The organism is Herbaspirillum sp. 1173 (genome assembly GCF_031455335.1).
In the GTDB taxonomy this organism is placed as follows: Bacteria; Pseudomonadota; Gammaproteobacteria; order Burkholderiales; family Burkholderiaceae_D; genus Herbaspirillum; species Herbaspirillum huttiense.
The window spans coordinates 177619-198745 of record NZ_JAVDSP010000004.1 but is presented as its reverse complement, the minus strand read 5'-3'; the positions used below and the strand labels follow the sequence as shown (position 1 = coordinate 198745).

12 protein-coding genes and 2 pseudogenes are annotated in these 21127 nt (G+C 55.9%); 5 read left to right on the top strand and 9 right to left on the bottom strand.

From position 1 onward, the window contains the following. Window position 1: 1 nt before the first annotated feature. The gene (locus J2X56_RS15570; protein WP_310161000.1) at window positions 2–856 is read right to left on the bottom strand and encodes a transporter; all 855 of its coding nucleotides are present in this window, start codon (window positions 854–856) and stop codon (window positions 2–4) included. 365 nt (window positions 857–1221) lie between these two features. On the opposite strand from J2X56_RS15570, the gene J2X56_RS15565 reads away from it, so the two are divergent. After that, complete coding sequence (locus J2X56_RS15565) at window positions 1222–2142, top strand: LysR family transcriptional regulator (protein WP_310160772.1); 921 nt, start codon at window positions 1222–1224, stop codon at window positions 2140–2142. A gap of 147 nt (window positions 2143–2289) precedes the next feature. On the opposite strand, the gene J2X56_RS15560 is transcribed toward J2X56_RS15565, so the two are convergent. From J2X56_RS15560 to J2X56_RS15540, 5 genes are all read right to left on the bottom strand, one after another. Further along, window positions 2290–4674: a TonB-dependent receptor gene (locus tag J2X56_RS15560; protein ID WP_310160770.1), complete on the bottom strand. Its 2385-nt coding sequence runs from the start codon at window positions 4672–4674 to the stop codon at window positions 2290–2292. 106 nt (window positions 4675–4780) lie between these two features. After that, window positions 4781–5764: a FecR domain-containing protein gene (locus tag J2X56_RS15555; protein WP_310160768.1), complete on the bottom strand. Its 984-nt coding sequence runs from the start codon at window positions 5762–5764 to the stop codon at window positions 4781–4783. Beyond that, window positions 5754–6266, bottom strand: coding sequence for a sigma-70 family RNA polymerase sigma factor (locus tag J2X56_RS15550; protein ID WP_034331954.1), 513 nt, complete (start codon window positions 6264–6266; stop codon window positions 5754–5756). The genes J2X56_RS15555 and J2X56_RS15550 overlap by 11 nt, the downstream gene beginning before the upstream one ends. Before the next feature lie 170 nt (window positions 6267–6436). Continuing rightward, window positions 6437–7582: a branched-chain amino acid ABC transporter substrate-binding protein gene (locus J2X56_RS15545; protein WP_121044503.1), complete on the bottom strand. Its 1146-nt coding sequence runs from the start codon at window positions 7580–7582 to the stop codon at window positions 6437–6439. Between the two features lie 627 nt (window positions 7583–8209). Then, the gene (locus tag J2X56_RS15540) at window positions 8210–10321 is read right to left on the bottom strand and encodes a TonB-dependent siderophore receptor (RefSeq protein WP_134137252.1); all 2112 of its coding nucleotides are present in this window, start codon (window positions 10319–10321) and stop codon (window positions 8210–8212) included. A gap of 385 nt (window positions 10322–10706) precedes the next feature. Between J2X56_RS15540 and groES the strand changes: the two genes are divergently transcribed. The 4 genes and pseudogenes from groES (at window position 10707) to J2X56_RS15520 (ending at window position 15026) form a co-directional block, all read left to right on the top strand. After that, window positions 10707–10997: a co-chaperone GroES gene (groES, locus tag J2X56_RS15535; protein WP_008115200.1), complete on the top strand. Its 291-nt coding sequence runs from the start codon at window positions 10707–10709 to the stop codon at window positions 10995–10997. A gap of 143 nt (window positions 10998–11140) precedes the next feature. Further along, window positions 11141–12790: a chaperonin GroEL gene (groL, locus tag J2X56_RS15530; RefSeq protein WP_310160759.1), complete on the top strand. Its 1650-nt coding sequence runs from the start codon at window positions 11141–11143 to the stop codon at window positions 12788–12790. Window positions 12791–13652: 862 nt separating this feature from the next. Next, a pseudogene (locus J2X56_RS15525) lies at window positions 13653–14555 on the top strand (DUF262 domain-containing protein); the annotation flags it as partial. Next, window positions 14556–15026, top strand: coding sequence for a HEPN domain-containing protein (locus J2X56_RS15520; RefSeq protein ID WP_310160758.1), 471 nt, complete (start codon window positions 14556–14558; stop codon window positions 15024–15026). Window positions 15027–15359: 333 nt separating this feature from the next. Here the strand turns inward: J2X56_RS15520 and J2X56_RS15515 are convergent. The 3 genes and pseudogenes from J2X56_RS15515 to rdrA all read right to left on the bottom strand — a co-directional run. Further along, window positions 15360–15518, bottom strand: a pseudogene (locus J2X56_RS15515) (integrase core domain-containing protein); the annotation flags it as partial. A gap of 79 nt (window positions 15519–15597) precedes the next feature. After that, the gene (locus J2X56_RS15510; protein ID WP_310160756.1) at window positions 15598–18183 is read right to left on the bottom strand and encodes a hypothetical protein; all 2586 of its coding nucleotides are present in this window, start codon (window positions 18181–18183) and stop codon (window positions 15598–15600) included. 169 nt (window positions 18184–18352) lie between these two features. Continuing rightward, window positions 18353–20797 (bottom strand): antiviral RADAR system adenosine triphosphatase RdrA, encoded by a 2445-nt coding sequence (rdrA, locus tag J2X56_RS15505; RefSeq protein WP_310160754.1) that lies wholly within the window; start codon window positions 20795–20797, stop codon window positions 18353–18355. Window positions 20798–21127: the final 330 nt, after the last annotated feature.

Genomic DNA, 21127 nt, shown 5'->3' with positions numbered 1-21127 from the left:
CTCAGTGCGGGCCTCCCATCCACAGCGGCATGGCGAAGTTGATCCAGATGGCATCGCTCTTGGCCGTGTTGGCGGCGTACAGGCCGCGCTGCACGTTCATGTTGATGCTGTAGGTGCCGGCGTTGTAGGCCACGGTCGGCCCCATGGCGAAGCTGCGCGTGCGGTTGCCGGTGATGTCGGTGCCGTTCTGGCGGTCATCGGTGAACTGGTTCAGATAGGAACCGGTGACGCCGACTTTCCATTTGCCGAAGTTCCAGCCACCGATGAAGTCCGCCACGTAGGCAGAGCCGGAGCGGTAATTGGTATCGCTGTTCTTGTCGTTGAAGAGCAGGCGATTGGAGATACCCAGGTCCAGCCCGTTGGGATCGTTGTGACGGATCGCCAGCACCGGCTGATACGAGGTGTAGCCGACCGCCACACTGGTGCGATTGGGGTCGTAGGAACCGGTCTTGAGCGCGAAGTCGAAGCCGAAGGTGACGTTGGTATGCGCGGCCACATCCCAGCGCAGCAGCAGCGGCGTGACAGTGACGTTGGAGAGGCCGTTGTGGTTCTCGCCGTGGCCCATCACTTCGGTATGCAGCGAGACCACCGGCAACACCAGTTGCGAATAGACCTTGGCGCCCATCCATTCGACGCCATAGGAAGTCAGCAGGCGCGTGGTGGCCGAGAACACATCGGTCTTGAAGGGGATGGGGCGCTTGTTGCCCTTGTTGTCGTACAGGCCGTCGGCACTGCTGTAGTTGAACTGCTCTACCGCGAACAGGCCCGGGATGGGCGGCAGCGCGGCGATGTATTCACTGGTGGACCCGGTGGGGAATGGCGAAACGCCCCCTTCGAAGGCTTGCGCGGACTGCATGCTGGCACTCCCGATCATGGCCACGACGGCCAGGACGGCACGATTCCCCAGCCGCCGGGCTGGTACGGTTCCTCTCTTCACTTCTGTCTCCTTGTCTCCTACCCTGCCTGGCTTGTTGTCTCGCCATCGCGGCGTCTTCTCGGGGCCAGGCCGATCAATGGCGCAGGGCGCCACCGGCTTGCCGTGCCGGCCTTTTCTTGGATGCTTCTGCGAGGCCGTGCAGCGGATGGATGAAGGTTAAGGTCGAGGTTGATATTGATCAAATGGATTGTTTTGATTCATGATATGGACGGGATCAATACATGACCGGCCCTGCAACCCTTGCACAAAAGAAAGGCCGGCACCCGACAACGGAGACTTATCCAATGCGTTTCAACAAGCTCGACCTCAATCTGCTGGTCGCGCTCGACGCGCTGCTGACCGAACTCAACATCAGCCGCGCCGCCGAGAAGATCCACCTGAGCCAGTCCGCCATGAGCAATGCGCTGGCGCGCTTGCGCGAATATTTCGATGACGAATTGCTGATCCAGGTCGGCCGCCGCATGGAAGCCACGCCGCGCGCCGAAGTGCTGCGCGATGCGGTCAATGACGTATTGCGGCGTATCGAAGGATCGATCGCGGCCAAGCCCCCTTTCGTCCCGGCGGAGTCACATCGGGAATTCCGCATCTCGGTCTCCGACTTCAGCCTCAACGTGCTGATCCCGCGCGTGATCGCACGCGCGCATGCCGAAGGGCCGCAGATCCGATTTGCGCTGATGCCGCAGGTGCAGGATCCGACCCGTTCGCTGGATCGCGCAGAGGTCGATCTGCTGGTGCTGCCGCAGGAATTTTGTACGCCCGATCATCCGGCGGAGGAAGTGTTTCGCGAACGTCACGTCTGCGTGGTGTGGCGCGACAGTCCGCTGGCCAAGGGCAAACTGACGCTGGAGCGCTACATGGAGGCCGGTCATGTGGTCATGGTGCCGCCCGGTGCCAACGCCTCCTCGGTGGAGGCGTGGATGGCCAGCAAGCTGGGCTTTGCGCGGCGGGTGGAGATCACCAGCTTCAGCTTTGCCTCCTGTGTGGCGCTGGTGCAGGGGACCGACCGCATCGCCACCGTGCATGGCCGGCTGGCGCGCAAGCTGGCCACGCAATTGCCGGTGGTACTCAAGGAAAGTCCGCTGCCGCTGGCGGAGATGCATCAGATGATGCAGTGGCATCGCTATCGCACCAATGATCCGGGCATCGAATGGTTGCGGCGGGTGTTTCTGGAAAGTGCGCGCGAGATGGACAAGAAAATGGCCTGATCGAAACCTGATGGACTCGTCAGGTTTTGATCGGCTCAATTTTAAAACTGATAAATCATTTAAATCTTTTAAGCGTTTCTTGAAAAAAAAGCCCTGCCGCTTTTCAGCAGCAAGGCATTCCTCACGCGCGTGAGTGACGTACTCAGATCAGAAATCGACCTGCGCCGACAGCACCAGTGTCCGCCCCGATGACGTGCCCACATAACCGTTCTGCATCAGCCAGTAATTCTTGTCGAACAGGTTCTCGATGTTGGCGCGATAGGTCACGACCTGCCCTGCCGCCCGGGTGATGTAGCGCGCACCGATATCGACGCGGGTCCAGCCCGGCACCTTGAGCTTGTTCTCGTTGCTGTACCACATCGAACCTGTGCGGGTGACACGCGTATTCAAGGCCAGGCCCTGCAGCCACGGCGCATCCCAATCCAGCCCCAGGTTGAAGTTGCTGTTGGGGATCGCGCCGACATCCTTGCCGTCATTGGTGCCATTGTCGGTGTGGTACTGCTTGGCATTGAAGAAGGTGCCGCTGGCATTGAAACGCAGGCCGCGCTGCAGTTCGCCATAGGCCGCCAGTTCCAGTCCGCGCACGCGATTGCGGCCATCCTGGGTGGTGGTGCTCACGCCATTGACCAGCGTGGTGCTGGCATTGGCCTGTTCGATCTGAAATACGGCCGCCGTGGTCGTGATACGGCCCCAGTCAATTTTGGCTCCGGTCTCCACCTGCTTGGACTTGTAGGGCGGGAAGAGCTGGTTGGGATTGCCGTCGCTGGCCGAAGTGAACCCACCTGCGCTCAGGGCCGCCGTGTAGTTGGCATACAGCGAAACGTTCTGCACCGGCTTGACGACCACGCCCAGCACCGGCGAGATGGCGGTCTTGTTGGAGGTCTGCGTGGCATCCACCAGGCTGTGCGAATACACCTGCTGGCGACGCAAGCCGGCGGTGATGCGCAGGCGGTCATCGGCCAGCGACAGAGTATCGGTCAGCGCCACGCTGGTCAGGCGGATCTGGCTTTGCGGCGTGGGTTCGCCACGTGCGCCGCTGACCGCGGGCAAGGCGACCGGACGATACAGATTGGAGGTGACGCTGCTGCTCTCGGAGAGGTAGAAGTAATCGGTCTGCTGATCCAGCATGTTCACGCCCAGCATCACGGTGTGCTTGATGCCGCCGGTGTTGAAGCGAGCACGCATGCCGACGTCGGCCGAAGTGGAAACGACCTTCTGGTCGTAGTAACCGTTGTAGAGCGCCGCCGTATCACCGGCCGCATTGAGGATGGTGGCGCTGGGCCAGCTCTGGGAGGACGTGGCCTCGTGATAACCGACGGCACCGTAGGCGGTCAGGTAGTCGTTGATGTCGTATTCCAGGCGCGTGGCGACGGCCTTGTCATCCGATTGCAGGGTGGTGCCGGGATAGAGGTTGGTCTTGCCCGAGGGCGCTTCCGGCATCACCAGGCTGCTGATGCTGAATTGCGGACGGAAGTTGCGGGCATCTTCGTGCTGGGTGTAGGCATCCAGACTCCAGCGCACGCGGCCGCCGTTGTAGTCGAGTCCGACCGAGCCCATGTTCTGCTGCTGGTTGCTGCCGGACAGGCCGGTGTTGCCATCGGCATAGAGCGCGTTCACGCGGATGCCCCACTCCTGCTGCTCGCCGAAGCGGCGGCCGAGGTCGGCCTTCAATCCGAACTGCGAATTGGAAAGATAGGTGGCCGTAACGCTGGAGATCGGATCTTCGTGCGCACGCTTGGGAATCAGGTTGACCGCCCCGCCCACGCCGCCGGCCGGGCCCATGCCATACATCAGCGTGCCCGGTCCCTTGAGCACTTCGATGCGCTCGACCATGGAGATGGGCATGCGCGTGAGCGGCACCATCCCATACAGGCCATTGAAGGCCACGTCATTGGCCGACATGGTGAAGCCGCGAATCTGGTAGCTGTCGCCGAAACCGCCATTGCCATTGGTGTTGCGCACCGAGGCATCGTTGGCGATGACGTCGCCGATGGCGCGCGCCTGTACATCCTCGATACCTTGCGAGGTGTAGTTGGTGGTGCTGAAGGGCGTGTCCATGACGCTGGCCGTGCCCAGTACACCGAGGCTGCCGCCGCGTGCGACCAGTCCACCCGCGTAGGGCGCGGTGGGGTCGGCACTTTCGGTGATCGTGACGGTAGGCAGGACGGCATTGGCATTGCTGCCGGTGGTGGCCGCCGGTGCCGCGACGGTGTAGCCGCCGTCGGCGTTGCGGATCGCTTGCAGCGGGGTGCCGTTGAGCAGCGCGGCAAACCCTTCCGCTACCGTATAGCGGCCGGAAAGACCCGCGCTCTGGCGGTCGCGCGTGATGGCCGGATCGAAAGAGAGCAGCACGCCCGCACGGCGGGCGAAGCTGTTGAGGCTTTGGTCGAGAGGACCAGCGGGGATGTCGTAGGCCTGGCGCTGGGCATCGGTGGCCTGCGCCTGCACACCGGCCACGGGGCTGGCGAAGGCGGCCAGGATGGCCAGTCGGGACAGGGTCGGACGCGAGGGGAAGCAGGTTCGGATGGTCATGGATGTCGTTCGATGGTGAGCTTCAGAGGGCTTGCTATCTGGTAAACCGAACGAGATCCAAAAACCTGCAGAAAAATTTTAAAAATGTTTTATATCCATGCCGGCCTCAGGTGTCGGTCCGTGGCCGCAAGGTGATCCAGTAATCCGTGAAGGAATCCACCCGCACCGGCAAGGTCCGCGCAATCGCGGCCAGGATGCGTGCCGGCTGGTCGAGCGGAAACACGCCCGAGATGGTCAGGCCGGCCACCGCCGGATCACAGCGCAGCTTGCCGGGGAGATAGCGATCCAGCTCGGCCACCAGTTGGCCCAGCGGCATGCGGTCGGCCACGATGACACCATCGGTCCAGGCGATGGCCTGTTCATTGGCGGCAAGGAGGCGGCCGACCAGCCCTTGCGCATCGAACAGCCCTTGACGCCCCGCATCCACGCGCACAGGTGCATTCTCATTTTGCGAACGGAATTCCACCGCGCCCTCATAAACGGCAAGGCGCATGCCCTCCTCCGCATCGCGCAGCTGGAAGCGGGTGCCCAGTGCGCGCGCCTGCCCCAGCCGTGTCTGCACGAGGAAGGGACGATAGGAAGGGCGCTCTTCATGTCCCGTGGTGATGAGCACTTCGCCGCGAAACAGGCGAATCAGGCGCTGCTGCTCGTCGAAACTGACGTCCACGGCAGTGGCGCTGTTGAGTTGCAGCAGGGTGCCATCGGCGAGCGTGATCCGGCGCCGCTCTCCGGTGCGGGTGGTGTAGCCGGCCATCCAGGCCTGCCACGGCGTCCATCGTGCTGCACTGGCCGCCAGCAGCCCCGCGCCGGTCGCCACGCACAAGGTCTTGAGCGCAAAGCGGCGGTTGTTGCGCGTGCGGGCTTCGCTGGCACCGATGCTGCCGTGGGCCAGCGCGCGCGGCAGCGTGGCGACCCGCTCGCTGAGCGACTGCAGCCGCTGCCAGGCCAGCTCGTGCTGCGGCTGTTCGGCACGCCAGCGGCGGCAGGCTTCGTGCTCGTGATCGGTGGCGCTGCCCGATTGCAGCCGCACCATCCAGTCGATGGCGGCCATGACGATGTCGTCGTTGGGGGCCGTGCGCTCAGAGCCCATATTGCAGCCGGTAGCAGGCGGTGAAGGCGCGCTTCATGTATTGCTGCACCGAACTCAGCGACACCTCCAGCCGCACCGCGATCTCGGCATAGGCCAGGCCATCGAGCTGCGACAGCAGGAAGGCGCTGCGCACCTTGGGCGGCAAGCCGGCCAGCATGGCGTCGACTTCGTTGAGGGTTTCCAGCACCAGCAGCTGCGCTTCGGGCGATGGCAGGTGCTCGGGCGGCATCTGCGCCAGCATTTCCAGGAAGGCAGCTTCCAGCGCGCAGCGACGGAAATGGTCGATCATCAGGCCGCGCGCGATGGTGGCCAGCAGGGTGCGCACTTCATCGACGATGAAATCGCGGCGCGAGACCATCATCCGCACGAAGGTATCCTGCGCCAGGTCGGCCGCCAGCTCGGCATTGTCGGTACGGCGGCGCAGCCAGCCCAGCAGCCACCGGTGATGCCCGGTGTAAATGCCAGCAATGTCGTGAGGACGGGAGGGAGCGAGGTCGGCCATGACCGCAATATGTAATGAGAACGTGTCTCATTATAATCTGTAAATGCGGCGGCGGGTCGCCCCGGTTTTTGGTCGATATGAAAGAAAAAGCCCCGGCACGAAGGCCGGGGCTTGTCACTGCTGCTCCCGCCGGAACCGTGACGGTCCCGGAGGTGAAGCTTGATGTCAAATTACTTGACCACGCTCAGCAGGGTACGCTTGCCGCCCTTGTAGGTGTACAGGGTCAGGGTACCGTTCAGGATGTCGCCCTTGGCGTCGAAGGCGATTTCACCGGTGACGCCCTTGTGCTTGATCTTGGCCAGGACCGGCAGGTAGACCTTGGGGTCGGACGAGCCGGCCTGCTTCATGGCGTCAGCCAGGGTCATCAGCGCATCGTAGGTGTACGGTGCGTAGATCACGACGTCCTGGTTGAACTTCTTCTTGTAGGCAGCCTTGAAGTCTTCCAGCGGCTTCTTGCCTGCTTCGGTCACGCCACCGGCTTCGGCACAGACCACTTCGCTGTCCTTCAGGCCAGCACCGGCCAGGCTCGGCAGTTCGGTGGTGCAGATACCGTCACCGCCCATGAACTTGGCAGACACGCCCAGCTGATCCATCTGGCGCAGCATCGGGCCGGCCACGGCATCCATGCCGCCGAAGAAGACCAGGTCCGGCTTCTTGGACTTGACCGAGGTCAGGATGGCGTTGAAGTCGGTAGCCTTGTCGGTGGTGTACTGGGTAGCCACGATGGTGGCACCGGCAGCCAGGGCGCTCTTGCGGAATTCTTCGGCCACGCCTTGACCGTAGGCAGTGCGGTCGTCGATGACGGCCACGTTCTTGCCCTTCAGTTCATTGACGGCATAGCGGCCCAGGACGCCACCGAGCTGGCCATCGTTGGCCACCACGCGGAAGGCGGTGTTGAAGCCTTGCTGGGTGTACTTGGGGTTGGTCGCCGAGGGCGAGATTTGCGGGATGCCGGCGTCGAAGTAGATCTTGGAAGCCGGGATGGTGGTACCGGAGTTCATGTGGCCGACCACGCCCTTGACCTTGGCATCGACCAGGGCCTGGGCCACGGTGGTGGCTTGCTTCGGATCGGAAGCGTCATCCTGGGGGACCAGCTGGAAGGTGACCTTCTTGCCGCCGATCTCGAAGCCCTTGGCGTTGAGTTCGTCCACGGCCATGCGGGCACCGTTTTCATTGTCCTTGCCGATGTGCGCGTTGGGACCGGTCAGAGGAGCGACGTGACCGATCTTGATGACTTCTTGTGCCTGCGCTGCCCCTGCGAACGAGAACGCTGCCACCAGTGCCGTAGCGACAGGAATCATTTTGATTTTTTGCATGAATTGCTCCTATTACTTCCAATGAAAGATTGAAAACGCAGTTCGTTGTGCCATTTGTTATGTGCGCTGACCGATTCTGACCACCGTGTGGACGGCAACCTGATCGGAAAGCACCGCAGCGCCTCCCAGTCGCTGACCGGTTCTTGCTTGCGGACTCTGCTACTGCAAAAACCGAGCCATGCCTTGCAGCATCGCCACTCGGGCGCTTTCCCCAGGGGCATCCCCGGATAAAAAGGGACGGAGCCACAGCAGGCAAGCGGCCCGGCCGCAGCGCCAGGCCAGGCGGGGCAGTTCCTCCATTACACCGCCCCGCCGGGCAGAATACACCGTAATGGTGCGGCTGGGAGAGCGAGTTCCGTGCCAACGCGGCGCTTCATTCATATCGCACGTTTTATGCACTTTTTTGAATCGGGATGCGAAGGAGTGCACCAATTAGGGTGGGGAAATAGCAGAAAGCTGCACTTGTAACGAGGCTGGATTGGGGTGCCAGCCTCATTCCCGGGGATCAATTCTCGTATTGCGGGAATTATTCTTCATTTGACCCCGGATCCGGGACCCTGCTTGCGGAAGGGCCAGATGAACGATGGCCGCGGTGGCCTGTGCGCGATTTCATTCATCCCGGCACGGTCAGAATGTGTAACGTCCTTGGACATACAAGGTCCGCGGCGCACCGACCAGCTTTCCCAGATTGCCATCCACGGTACGGGTGAAGTAGCGCCGGTCCAGCAGGTTGTTGACGCCCGCGGTGAGGTCGAATCCCTTCTTGCCCGGCACCTTCCAGCTCGCCTGCGCATTCCAGAGACGCACGCCCGGGATTTCTCCGATGCTGCCGTCGGCGCTTTCGGCGACGGTGTTGGCTTCATCGGCAAACTGTCGGCCCTGGTGCGTGGTCGACAGGTTGAGCGTCCAGGGACCGGTTTGCATGCGCACCCCGAGCGTATCGGTCGTGCGTGCATAGAACGGCAAGTCCTTGCCTGGATTGCTGCCTGACTTCTGCAGGGCGCGGGTGTAGGTGTAGTTGGCGAAGACCGACCAGCCTTTCAGGGGGCTGTCCGGAGCGAAGGCATAGTCCATCGCCAGTTCGACGCCATCATGCTGGGTGCGGCCGATGTTGCGGAAGACGTTGGGCGTCGTTCCCTGCACCGACACGATCTGGTTGTCAAAATTGATGTGGAACACCGTGGCTTCGGCGGAGGCCTGTGCGCTCTTCCAGCGCATGCCGCCTTCCATCGTCCGGGCCAGTTCGGGCGACAGCGGATTGGCGGAAGACATGGTGTTGAGTTGCGAATTCTGCACCACGCCGAAGGAGGTGTTGTAGTTGCTGAACAGGGTCAATTGCTCCGTGAGCAGATACGCCAGGTTGATCGAGGGCAGCAGCTTGTCGTTGGCCACTTCATAAGGATCCTTCTTGCCCATTTCGTAGCGGCTTGACCGCACCTGTTCGAAACGCAGGCCCGGCGTGATGCGCCATCTGCCGAATGCAATCTTGTCGTCGATGTAGCCGGCATGGGCATCGGTACTGTTCTGGAACTGGGTGAATCCGCTCAGCGCGCCGGTGCGGACCGCTTCGTTGTAGATGTTGTCATTCCCGCGCTCGCGGATGGTGCGGTAACCCACGGTGACATCGTGCGTAGTGCCGCCCCAGGCGAATCGCTGCGTGTAGCGGGGTTCGATGCCCAGCGTTTCATAGTTGCGCGGCTGATGCGAGAGGCGCACGCCGGTCACGTTGATCAAGCTGCTCTGGCGGGTCGCCTGGTTGAAGTAGGTCCGGATCTCCAGCTCCTGATGATCCGACAGCGTATTGAGGTAACCGACGTCGAAGCCTTTGCGGGTACCGCTCCAGTTGTCGCGCTGGCGGGTGTTCTGGAACGGGTCGGCGGCGTACTGCGCGGTGGTGAGGCCGCCCGGCGTGCGGCTCAGCACATCGTAGTAATTGAACTTGGCGTGGAGTTCTGAACGCGGGGAAATTTCGTAGCGCATCTTCAGCGCAAAATCGTTGAGATGTTCATCGCTCTTGTCGCGCCATCCGCTGCCGTCCTGGCCCGAGTACAGGAAGGCCATGCCCAGGCCATTGTCGCTCTGGCCGCCGGCGAAGGCGGTGTACTGCGCATTGCCCCCGCCCTTGCCGTAGCTGTTGTAGCGCACCGAAGCATCACCCGAGATACCCTCGCCTGCCGGAATGGAGCGCGTCTTGAAATTGATGATGCCGCCCACGTTCTGCGGGCCGAAGCGCACCGCGCCGCCGCCACGGATGACATCGATCGATTCGATGTTGTTCAGGCTCAGGGGCGCAAACGAAAGCTGGGGCTGGCCATAGGGTGCCACCGACAAGGGGATGCCATCCAGCAGGACGGTGGAGCGCGGCGAAAAGCGTCCGGTCAGTCCGCGCACGCCGATGTTCAAGGCGATCGCGCTGCCGGAGCTACCGGCGCTGTCGCTGGACTGCACGCCGGGAATGCGGCGCATCACCTCGCCGATGCTGACGGCGCCGGTGCTGTCGATCTCCTGCTTCTTGACCACGGTGCGGGCACCGGGATAGGTCTTCACGCTGCTCTCGAAGCCAGTGCCGAGCCAATCGCTGCTGACCTGGATCGGTTCCAGCCCCGTCGGCCCGTCGGGCGCCGCGGACTGCTGCGCCATGCCGGCCAGCGGGAAGCCGAGCATCACGAGCGAGGCAAGGGTTGAAGTGGCGATACGCAGATCGCGTGCATGGTTGAATGGGGCCTGATTGTTCTTCATTGCATTTCGGTCCAATAAAAATACTGGCGAACCTCCGCCGTTCATTTCTTATAAAAAAAGGCTCTTCCGGACTGATCCGAAAGAGCCGCAATAATAATGATTCGCATTCTATTTTTTACATATTCAGAGCCATGCCTGCATTTCTCTTAACTGACCTCGAATTTTTTTGAGTGCCGCTGCGCAGACCAGGCGCGCAAACACGGCAATTGACGCCTTGAAAATTCCCCAACCCATCCCTATACTTAGCACTCGTCACGGCAGAGTGCTAACAGCGCCGCCGGGCGCAATCCCCTTTTTCATGCGGTGACGTCTGCTGCATTTGGAAGAAAACCGTTGCAGGCATCGCCGCAATCAATGCTAACTTATTGAAAATTAAGGAGTTCTCATGAATCTTCGCCCTTTGCACGATCGCGTTATCGTCAAGCGCCTCGACCAGGAAACCAAGACTGCTTCCGGTATCGTTCTGCCTGACGCAGCGACCGAAAAGCCGGACCAAGGCGAAGTCCTGGCCGTCGGCAACGGCAAGATCCTGGAAGATGGCAAGGTCCGCCAACTGGCCGTGAAGGTCGGCGACCGCGTTCTGTTCGGCAAGTACTCCGGCCAGGCCGTGAAGATCGATGGCCAGGAACTGCTGGTCATGCGCGAAGAAGACCTGTTCGCCGTCGTCGAGAAGTAATTCGGCATCCGGCCTTCCTTTTCCTTCTATATAGATAGAGAAAACGTGAAGGCCATCGGCAACAAGACAGCAGCCGGTGCTCCCTGAATCTTCAGGCCCGAGCCCGGCGACATGAACTGAACCGAATTTCTGGAGAATCCAACATGGCAGCAAAGCAAGTTATTTTCGGCGATGAAGCACGCGCCAAGGTCGTCAACGGCGTCAACATCCTGGCCAACGCAGTCAAGGTCACCCTGGGCCCCAAGGGCCGCAACGTCGTGCTGGAGCGCAGCTTCGGCGCCCCGACCGTGACCAAGGACGGCGTTTCCGTCGCCAAGGAAATCGAACTGAAGGACAAGCTGGAAAACATGGGTGCCCAGCTGGTCAAGGAAGTCGCTTCCAAGACCTCCGACAACGCCGGTGACGGTACCACCACCGCAACCGTGCTGGCTCAAGCCATCGTGCGCGAAGGCTTCAAGTACGTCGCCGCAGGCTTCAACCCGACCGACCTGAAGCGCGGTATCGACAAGGCTGTCACCGCCATCGTCGGTGAAGTGAAGAACCTGGCCAAGCCCACCACCACCTCCAAGGAAATCGCTCAAGTCGGCTCGATCTCGGCCAACTCCGACGCGGACATCGGCGACATCATCGCCAAGGCCATGGAAAAGGTCGGCAAGGAAGGCGTCATCACCGTGGAAGACGGCAAGTCGCTGGAAAACGAACTGGACATCGTCGAAGGTATGCAATTCGACCGTGGCTACCTGTCGCCGTACTTCATCAACAACCAAGAGAAGCAGATCGTCGCTCTGGACAATCCCTTCATCCTGCTGTTCGACAAGAAGATCTCCAACATCCGTGACCTGCTGCCGGTGCTGGAACAAGTCGCCAAGGCTGGCCGTCCGCTGCTGATCGTGGCTGAAGACGTCGAAGGCGAAGCCCTGGCTACCCTGGTGGTCAACAACATCCGTGGCATCCTGAAGACCGCTGCCGTCAAGGCTCCTGGTTTCGGCGACCGCCGCAAGGCCATGCTGGAAGACATCGCCATCCTGACCGGCGGCCAAGTGATCGCCGAAGAAGTCGGCCTGACCCTGGAGAAGGCTACCTTGGCTGAACTGGGCCAAGCCAAGCGCGTTGAAATCGGCAAGGAAAACACCACCATCATCGACGGCAACGGCGAAGCCGCTGGCATCGAAGCTCGCGTGGCAATGATCCGCACCCAGATCGGCGAAGCGACCTCCGACTACGACCGTGAAAAGCTGCAAGAGCGCGTGGCCAAGCTGGCCGGCGGTGTTGCACTGATCAAGGTTGGCGCTGCCACCGAAGTCGAAATGAAGGAAAAGAAGGCCCGCGTCGAAGACGCCCTGCACGCTACCCGCGCTGCTGTTGAAGAAGGCGTCGTGCCTGGCGGTGGCGTGGCCCTGCTGCGCGCTCGCGCCAACGTCAAGGACTTGAAGGGCGACAACGCCGATCAGGAAGCCGGTATCAAGATCGTGCTGCGCGCCATCGAAGAGCCGCTGCGCCAGATCGTCTTCAACGCCGGCGACGAGCCGTCGGTGGTGGTGAACAAGGTGCTGGAAGGTTCGGGCAACTTCGGCTACAACGCCTCCAACGGCACCTACGGTGACCTGGTGGAACTGGGCGTGCTGGATCCGGCCAAGGTGACCCGTTCGGCCCTGCAAAACGCTGCCTCCGTGGCCAGCCTGATCCTGACCACCGACGCCCTGGTGGCCGAAGTGACCGAGGACAAGCCGGCCGGCCTGCCTGGCGGCATGGGTGGTATGGGCGGCATGGGCGGCATGGACGGCATGATGTAATTGGCCTTCCGGCTGCAGGCCATGCATCGCATGGCCTGTGCTGCAAGCAAAAAACCCGCATCAGCGATGATGCGGGTTTTTTGTTGGGCGGCGATCGGAGCGGATCCGGAATGCAAGGCCTCCTCTCCGAGCTCGCGCAGCTGAGTTGACCGAGCATCGACCTCACAAAGGTTTCTGCATAAAAAAAGACCCGCATCCAAATGCTCTTGAACCCTAAACATACATAGTTGGCGAGGGAACATCCCGCGACGGTTGATGTTGTTGAGCTATAGCTCCATGCAGCAACTATGTAGAAACGCATAGATATGATGAAGAGCAAATGGAAATTTGGAGGATAGTGGCCCGGTTCGTGAAATCGCCCCACTCCGGTTAGGCCAGATCCCGAGTATGGCGACCAGATTAAATAGTGAGATGCTCAGAAGGTAAAAAAGCCCCGACTGGAAATCGCGAGGCATATTGGATTGTCTCGCGCTAATCGAGATCACTAGCTTGATTAGGGCCGGTTCACACTCAATCTGCGAGATGCGTTGCCTCCAGCAGGTGTGGTGGCAAGGCGTGTGTCAGGGCTGGCGGTGGTGCCGCCAGCCCTGATGTGCAACGCGGCCAGCGCCTTCTAGGGGCAACCCACCGGGAGAGGCCGCCAAGCATTGCCTGCCGTTGTTGCAGCTCCTTGCCGTGGCACCACCGACGCCACGCAGGCGAAGACATCGCAATCCTCGCAGCCCGCCACGAGATTTACCAACACACCCGCCAGCGCAACCCGGCGATGGTAAGGCAACACGCCGAACTGATCGCACATTGAGGCCGTCAACCTCAACCCGGAACGCGATTCGGTGATCTTGCCGTAGATGTTGAAGCCTTTCAACGTAAGTTTGTTTGGTCGAAAATTCAGTGTGATCGATTCATCGAAAGTCTTTTGTTGGGCCTTCCGGTACCTGGAATTTTTCTTGTTCAGCAAAGTAATAAGAGACTACTCGTTTTAGACGGGCAGCAACGACTATTAACCTTGTCTGCTTTTTATTCTGGCATTTTCAATAAGCGCGAATTTTCCCTGGAGCATGTTCAGCCTCAGTTTAAGGGTCTCACTTATAAAGATATGGATGAACAAAATCGAAGAACCCTTGATGATTCGATTATTCATGCCACCGTAATTCGTAAGACAAAAAACGCACAGGATTTATCTAGCGTTTATTCACTCTTCGAGAGACTTAATTCTGGAGGGACACAGCTATCACCCCACGAAATTCGTGTAGCGCTGGTACCAGGCCCTTTGATGAATTTAATCCGAGATTTGAACACGGAACCTACTTGGCGAAATCTCTTTGGTCCTCCGTCGAAAACTTTGAAAGACCAAGAATTAATACTCCGATTTTTGGCAATGAGATTTTGGCGCGATCATTATCAGAGTCCGATGAAGGATTTTTTAACGAAGTACGCACAGAATAACCAAACGTTGATAGCTCAGAGTGCTGACGAGGTGAAAACAGCATTTCAGTCAGCAACGCAATTAATTGAAAAGGCTTTAGGCCGACGTGCATTCAGAATCAAGACCGCATTTAACGCAGCCGTATTTGATTCGGTCATGGTCGGTTTGTCGACGCGCCTAGCGCAAGGGCAAGAAATCGCAACCGAAGACTTTGCACGTGCGTATGAAATTTTGTTAGCCGATAAGAACTACCAAGCTGCGGTTGGAAAAGCAACTGCCCGCGAAGATCAAGTGAGCAATCGAATTAGCGCAGCAATTGCCGCATTTTCCAAGATCTAAATGGCTAAGCGTTCATTCTCATTAAAAAGCGAATTGGATGCTGTATTCCAACGCATTTCTGAAATTGATCACGCTGAAATTGAATTGCGATCGCATTTTTCACGCTATTTATGTGTACTCGTTTCGGGCTTCCTTGAGCAGTCGATCAGAAACGCTGCGGCACATTACGCCCGAAGTCATGCAACACCATCTGTTGCCAATTACGTCATAAAAGATACAGAGCGTGTTACAAATCTCACTACCGAAAAGCTAAAAAAACTCTTCAGTTCTTTTGATAAAAATTGGGAAACAACGATAGATGAATTTCTAATTGACGAGAAAAAAGATGCGGTCAATAGCGTAATTTCGCTCAGACATGCGATCGCTCATGGGCAGTCAGCAGATATTACCTACGAGCGAATCTATCGTTATTACCAGCAGGTCTGCGAGGTAGTAGCTGAACTGGAAAGGCTCATGGGCGTGCCGACCTAAATGCTGAAATTGTTCTAATTTCGTGCGTCGAAACGCGTCAGATTTTATTCCAGTCGAGCGGGCCCTCGGGCCAGGCTGGGCGGGCGGTGGCACCTGACGCAAATTTGAGTCAAAACCGACCTATGTAACGGCTAGGCGCCGGGGTGGAGGCGCCTCAGCCAGTTCCAACCGATCGGCCCGTTTAAGGGCGTTGGCGAGACTATTGTGCGCGAAAGCCAGGCCATGCTGTAGTTCCCAGTCGGTGCCCACTGGCCGGCCCAGAGCGAGCCGCGCAGCGCGCGTCCAGCGCCACGGAGTGATACTGCCGCTGATTATGCTGACCTGCTCCCCAATTTAGTACGAGAACGACTTGGAGTCTGCGGTTAAAAAAGTCTCTGCAAACTGTTGCGGCGTCAGGTACCCAAGAGAACTATGCGGCCTTTCAGAATTGTATTCTCGTCGCCGGGCCGCAATGATTTCACGAGCATGCCGCATCGAAACACTGCAGCACTCAAAAATATACTCAACCACAGAGTTCTGGCAAACAAAGAGCCTACCAATCCGTTGACGTCGTCCAACAGACTCAGGCATTTTAGTGACGTCCAAGCAGCGCACCTGCGGCCTCTGTGGGCACAAACGTTCGCATGCCTTTATGTTTTTCTTGGAACTCGTTCAGTCCGCTAGATTCTAATTCTGAAATCCATCTCTGTGCCTCTTCACTGCTTAACCCCGAAAGGCATGCCGCCTCTTTCAAAAGAGCAAACTCAAGCCGTAGATTCGTCGGCATTACGCCAGGATCGTCTGTGTTGACGGTCACCTTCATTGCATTTGTACCATTCGCAATCGTTTCTTGATGCGATTCCGTGTTATTTGGGTTTCGTTTCTCCCACCGGAAAATAGGATGCCGAGAGTATCCATCGAACTCGCCGATGTACACGTTTGAAGTGGGATTTGTTTCGATCTGTAGTCCCGCAGCAGCGTATTTTCTATAAAGAGAGTCTTGCAAAATATGAAGGAGTTCCAGCTGCCGAGAATGGCAAACGTCTTCGATCAGATCATTTATGCGGTCATTGAATTGAACGCGGCAGCTTAGTGTCTCTCTCTCATCGGCAAAGCGAACATATACTTTGGGCATCATTGCGACGGATGCGCTACGAGAGTCTTTTTGTTCCTTGAGGTAGCGATCTCGCAGCCACCGCCCTCTCATCGAAAACAAGGAGGATGCACGTCGATTTTCTTGATTAAGAACGTCTTCGTCAGGAACGAGTACGTGGTCTTCCATAGGATTAATCGATCCAGATTTTGAGATTCTTATCCAGTGATCAAACGAGTTTCGACGCAGAGCCCATTCTTGAGATAAATCTTCAATCGTCCATTGCTCTGCCGCCTCTCCACTGAATCCGATCATCCATGGCAACTTCCTAAAAAGAAGCATGGTGCGCTCTTCGATGAGCGACTTGACGTCATCAAAGTCAACAATTTTCATCTCGGCAGTGGATTTCCACAACCAAACAAGATTGTCGACATGTTCGTCCAAATCTAAGACCGTGCTCTTCTTGCCGTTCGCCCACTCCAAAGGGTCGATTCCCAGAGCAAGCGCATGTCCTAATCTATCTCCCCTCGTCATATTGCAGAACTGGACTGATTCATCGATATGGCGAAGGCCTGAGAGAATATCTGCAAAATCCTCTCCTGCATGCAAACTAAAGTGAATCGGGTAATATTCCCGGCCACTTTCATCTCGCTTAAAGAAAATCTCACGGAGCATACGTAGGGCTGGAGAGAAGCACTCAATTTTTATCAAATTCTCGTCGCCTGCCACATCGATACCTCTGATCCAATCGCCGAGGCGCGAATTGAGCCAAGGCATATCCATCTGAAGAAGTTCATCAGGAAGGTTCCATTGCGGGCGACAAGAGAGTTTTCGACCAATTTCACGAGCCTCGTCTAATATCAACGCAGGATTTTCTGCATAGTCTCTGATGCGGAAGAAATGAACGCAACAATGCCATCTATTAACGGCCTGACTTAGGGATGCAGCTTGTTCTGAGACTGTGGCAAGGCGCCCCATATTTTGATTTTCTAATTGAAAACGGGATATCGCTTCTGTTAGTTGCGGTATCAGATTTTCGATATTATGAAAAGAAACTTTTATCTCGGCGACGTCTCGTTCATTTGCAAAGATCCGACGGACTGACATCCTTTCTTGGAAAGCAGGCGTTCCGTGTTTTCTGGAAGCCTTGTGAAAATTTTTTATAAAGCGGGCAAGGCCCCCACCTTGCATAATCAATTTACTGCGCTCGTTCATCATCGTAATTACCGCTAGCATTATCGCGATGCGTATGTGACGACTTGTAGTCCTCATGTAGCAAAGCCAAAGCCAAACCCACATACCTAGCCAAGCTCTATCGACATCCTCTTGATTCCAAGCTATCGCAATGGCTCGTCGAATTTTGGAAAAACTAACTGCGTGACCGCCCGTTACGGCACGTTTAGCCCACCCGCTCCAATCCGGCAAGGAGGGCGTATCACTTCTCCAGCGACCGGAAAATTCCTTTTTCAAGATATTCTCCGACTCGCTTTTATTGGTGGGATCAATTGACCCGAATAACTCTATCAACCACCGGCGAAGCGATTCAAATCCGCTCGATATCTCTCTGGAAAAGTTTGGGGAGAAAATGCCACTGAAGAATGATAAATCAATGCCATATGCTCCTCCTAGATGCACGTGATTCTCCGCCAAAACCTTGTGATCGCTAGATAGCGGGAGATACATTCTTTCATGCGAACTCAATGCCGTATTCAGAATGTCGTCAAGAGTCATGGTTTGCTGAGATAAATTCTTTGCCAATCCCCAACCGACGACGACCGCAGGATCGAGACGGGAGCTCAAATTAGCGAAGTCCTGAATCCTCTCAGGATTGATTGTTATCTGCCCATTTCCCGTCTCAAAATTTCGGCCGAATAAGTCATCGAGTAATGGCATATTTCCGTTTGAAAATATAGTCGAAGGCCAGATCAACGAATATATGCTGGACAACTCATTGAGCCTTATCCTTTGTGCAAATATCGTGTCTAGATCTTTGCTCAACGAGTGCAAACAGTTTTTATAAAAATCTCCCTTGCCTTTTTTTGTGGCAAGAAAATGTGAGCACAACTCATCCTGCAGAACTCCCATGAGAGATCCACTTGAGAAGACTGAGGTAGATGCTATTTCGTAGAGTGAGAGTGAACGCATAGTAATTCCCCTATCCGAAAGTACTTTGGATCACGACTGAGTTTCTATCCATTATGTTTTTTCGGGTTGCCAACTACTGCCTCTCTAATTCTCAAAGAAATTGAAGTCATTACGACGCTGCGCCACGTCCCCTCCGTCTATTGGAGGAGACTCCGGTATCCGGCCCAGAGGGCGGAGATAGCTCTTCTCGAACATTCGCGATTAACTGGCGAATTGGGTGTGTGGCTAAGGCACGAGTGTATGAGCCCATAATGGGAGGCAATTGTTCCAGTGGTGCCACATTCATGTAGTAAAGCGGAGATTTGATAAACTCTCCCGCGCCTACATTTTGATATGCGATAGTCGTGTCAACGCCGAATAACGGTCCCTTCTCAAAACTTCCGAAAGTAGCCCATAGAGCGTTGAATGCCTTCGAAGCTGTGATGGCCATCTCAAGCATGGAGCCCGGCGCGTTATTACGTGCTTCCCGAGGATTGAAGATCGCTACTTGATTGAAGAATTTGTTCATCACGTTATAGAAAATCCAAGGATGTGGAATGGAGAGTTTGTTCTTCCTCCTCCAAGCTTGTATTTTTGTCAAAAGATCAGAAATTATGTAATCGGGTAGAGCCCGATTTTCATCTTCTCGAGTCAATTGTTCTGATGTGGTTGACTGCAATTCTTCTTCTTCCGAATGAAAATCTAGCGTCTTGGTATTTGCAAGCATGGTTAGGGAATAAAATGGATGATCATCTAGGATCGTCGCAAGCTCTATCCTCGTTAGATCGCGAACAAAGCTGCTTACAACGATTTCAAATAGTCTTCCGCAAAATACCATTGCAGTTTTTTCGCTTCGTGAATAGAAATTCCGATGCACCATAATTAGTCGCAATAATTGCGCACGCTCACTTAGAGCGTCATCTTTTGACGGCGAAAACTGGCCAAGAGAGCTCATTTGCCTGCCAAGTTCTGGAAGTGGATACGGCAATATTGCGCGTTCAGGCAACTTGGAAAACCAAGATTCCGGTGCATATCGATCTGGGATTTGTTTCCGCCAAGACGATCTCAATTCGTATTGCTGATCAAATTCTTCATACGGCTGCTGTATCGTGGGCATAAATAGCGGCAGATTCAAAATTCGGCTATTGGCCATTATCTTGATATAGGGGAGATCCTCATTGGAATCCTGCCCTTGTTCTAGCCAAGCGAGCCATGCTGAAAGAATCAAATATGGCGCACCAGCATCGTGCTGGCTCCTGAAGTGCTCGGATAAATTGCGAGCCCATATCTGATGGATTGATGCCCGATCTTGCTTCGGGCCATTCTGCGCCAATATATATAATGACTTGGTAGCTAAATTTAGAATTCGCTGCTTCGCGCTAGGTGAAGAAGAATTTGCCTTAGCGAGCTGGTTCGAAAACTCATTAATTTCCAATAGAATTTCTATTGGCATGAATACCGACCTACGAATAGCAACAGCGTCGTCTGGTAACGCGTCTGAGATTTCGGGAATCTCATTGCGAGTCGTCGAGATCACCTGCGTCAACAAACGAAGACTACGAATCGGGAGTGTCAAACGGCTATTTTCAACACCATTTACCCGTTCATTAAGCAGCGCCTCAATCCAAGCAATGTAATTTGGAAGCGACATCAATTCTTTCGGTACTTTTCTTGGTCTGTTATCAACTAATACGATGTCCTTGTTTTTCAGATACTCTTCGATCCGAGGCATAGCCAATCGCCTGGATAATGGAAGAACTTTAATTTCATATTCCTGAGCTAGTGATTTTGCTTTTGGAATCGCGTTTGATTCCTCCGCGCGACTCTCTTTAAGCATCCGCCCGTGCATATCTCTCCAGATCACCTCATGGTAAAGCTTGATATCGCCACTGATGATTGGTAGAACTAATTTGCTTGCTAAATATTTTCTGACGATTTCAAGATTTTCGAACGCGTGGTTCAATGACGTATCGACATCGTCGATCGGAAGAATAATTAGATCTTTTTGCATCAGTATTAGCGTCTGATGGAAAAACTTATGGATCTCATCTGCAAGCCCATGGTTTCCCATGAAAGACCGCAAGCGATCTAGCCCGTACTTTTCGCTACGAGTTTGGACGACTTCCAAAGCCGACCCCAACTTATGCAGGCTCGCATAGAATTCTTGTACATGATCGTCATTGTCATCAAGTCTCTTCGAAACAGCAGAGTCGCGAATAATAGCGGCGACAATGATGTTCAATAGCAGATCGTGATCGGAGTCGAGAAGCGTCGGATCTACCGGATTTAATATCAAAAGCCTGTCGTACGGCAGCTGTTGCTGCTCCAGGTATGTCCGTAGATTGGCGAGTACTGCGCTTTTACCCGTTCCGCGGTCTCCTGAAATCAAGATAGTCTCGTGGGCCCGGGCATTTTGCGACGAACTTAACGTGCGTGGCTTTTGAATGCGTTCGAGGTGAGTGCCGATGAATTGAGCAATCTTTTCATAGATCGGCTTAGCCAGTAGCGAATTTGCGTTTTGCCAGGCTTGTTCCTCTAGCCAGATTGGTAGATAAATCTTTTTATCCAATTTCATTTTCCCCTATTTGTTTTTTTGAGGTCATTAGAAGCAACAACAAAGTAGACCAGATTTTCTATTAAATTTTATAAGCAGTTGAGTTCGGCTCAGCAACAAATGGATATATCGTACATTGCTGTCGCGATAGAGCCGCGTTAACTTGCTACCCGCAAATTAGTGCGTCAATAATGTGGCGTTTGCCCCAAACAATTATGATTCCAATTGCCACTAGTAGCTCATCAGCAGAAATAGAGCGATTTTTCTCCACCTGAAACTCACTCCGAACGAACCGCTTAAATATGCCAAGGATGACGTTGTGAACTAGCGCCGAGCGCGACTTGAAGCTGC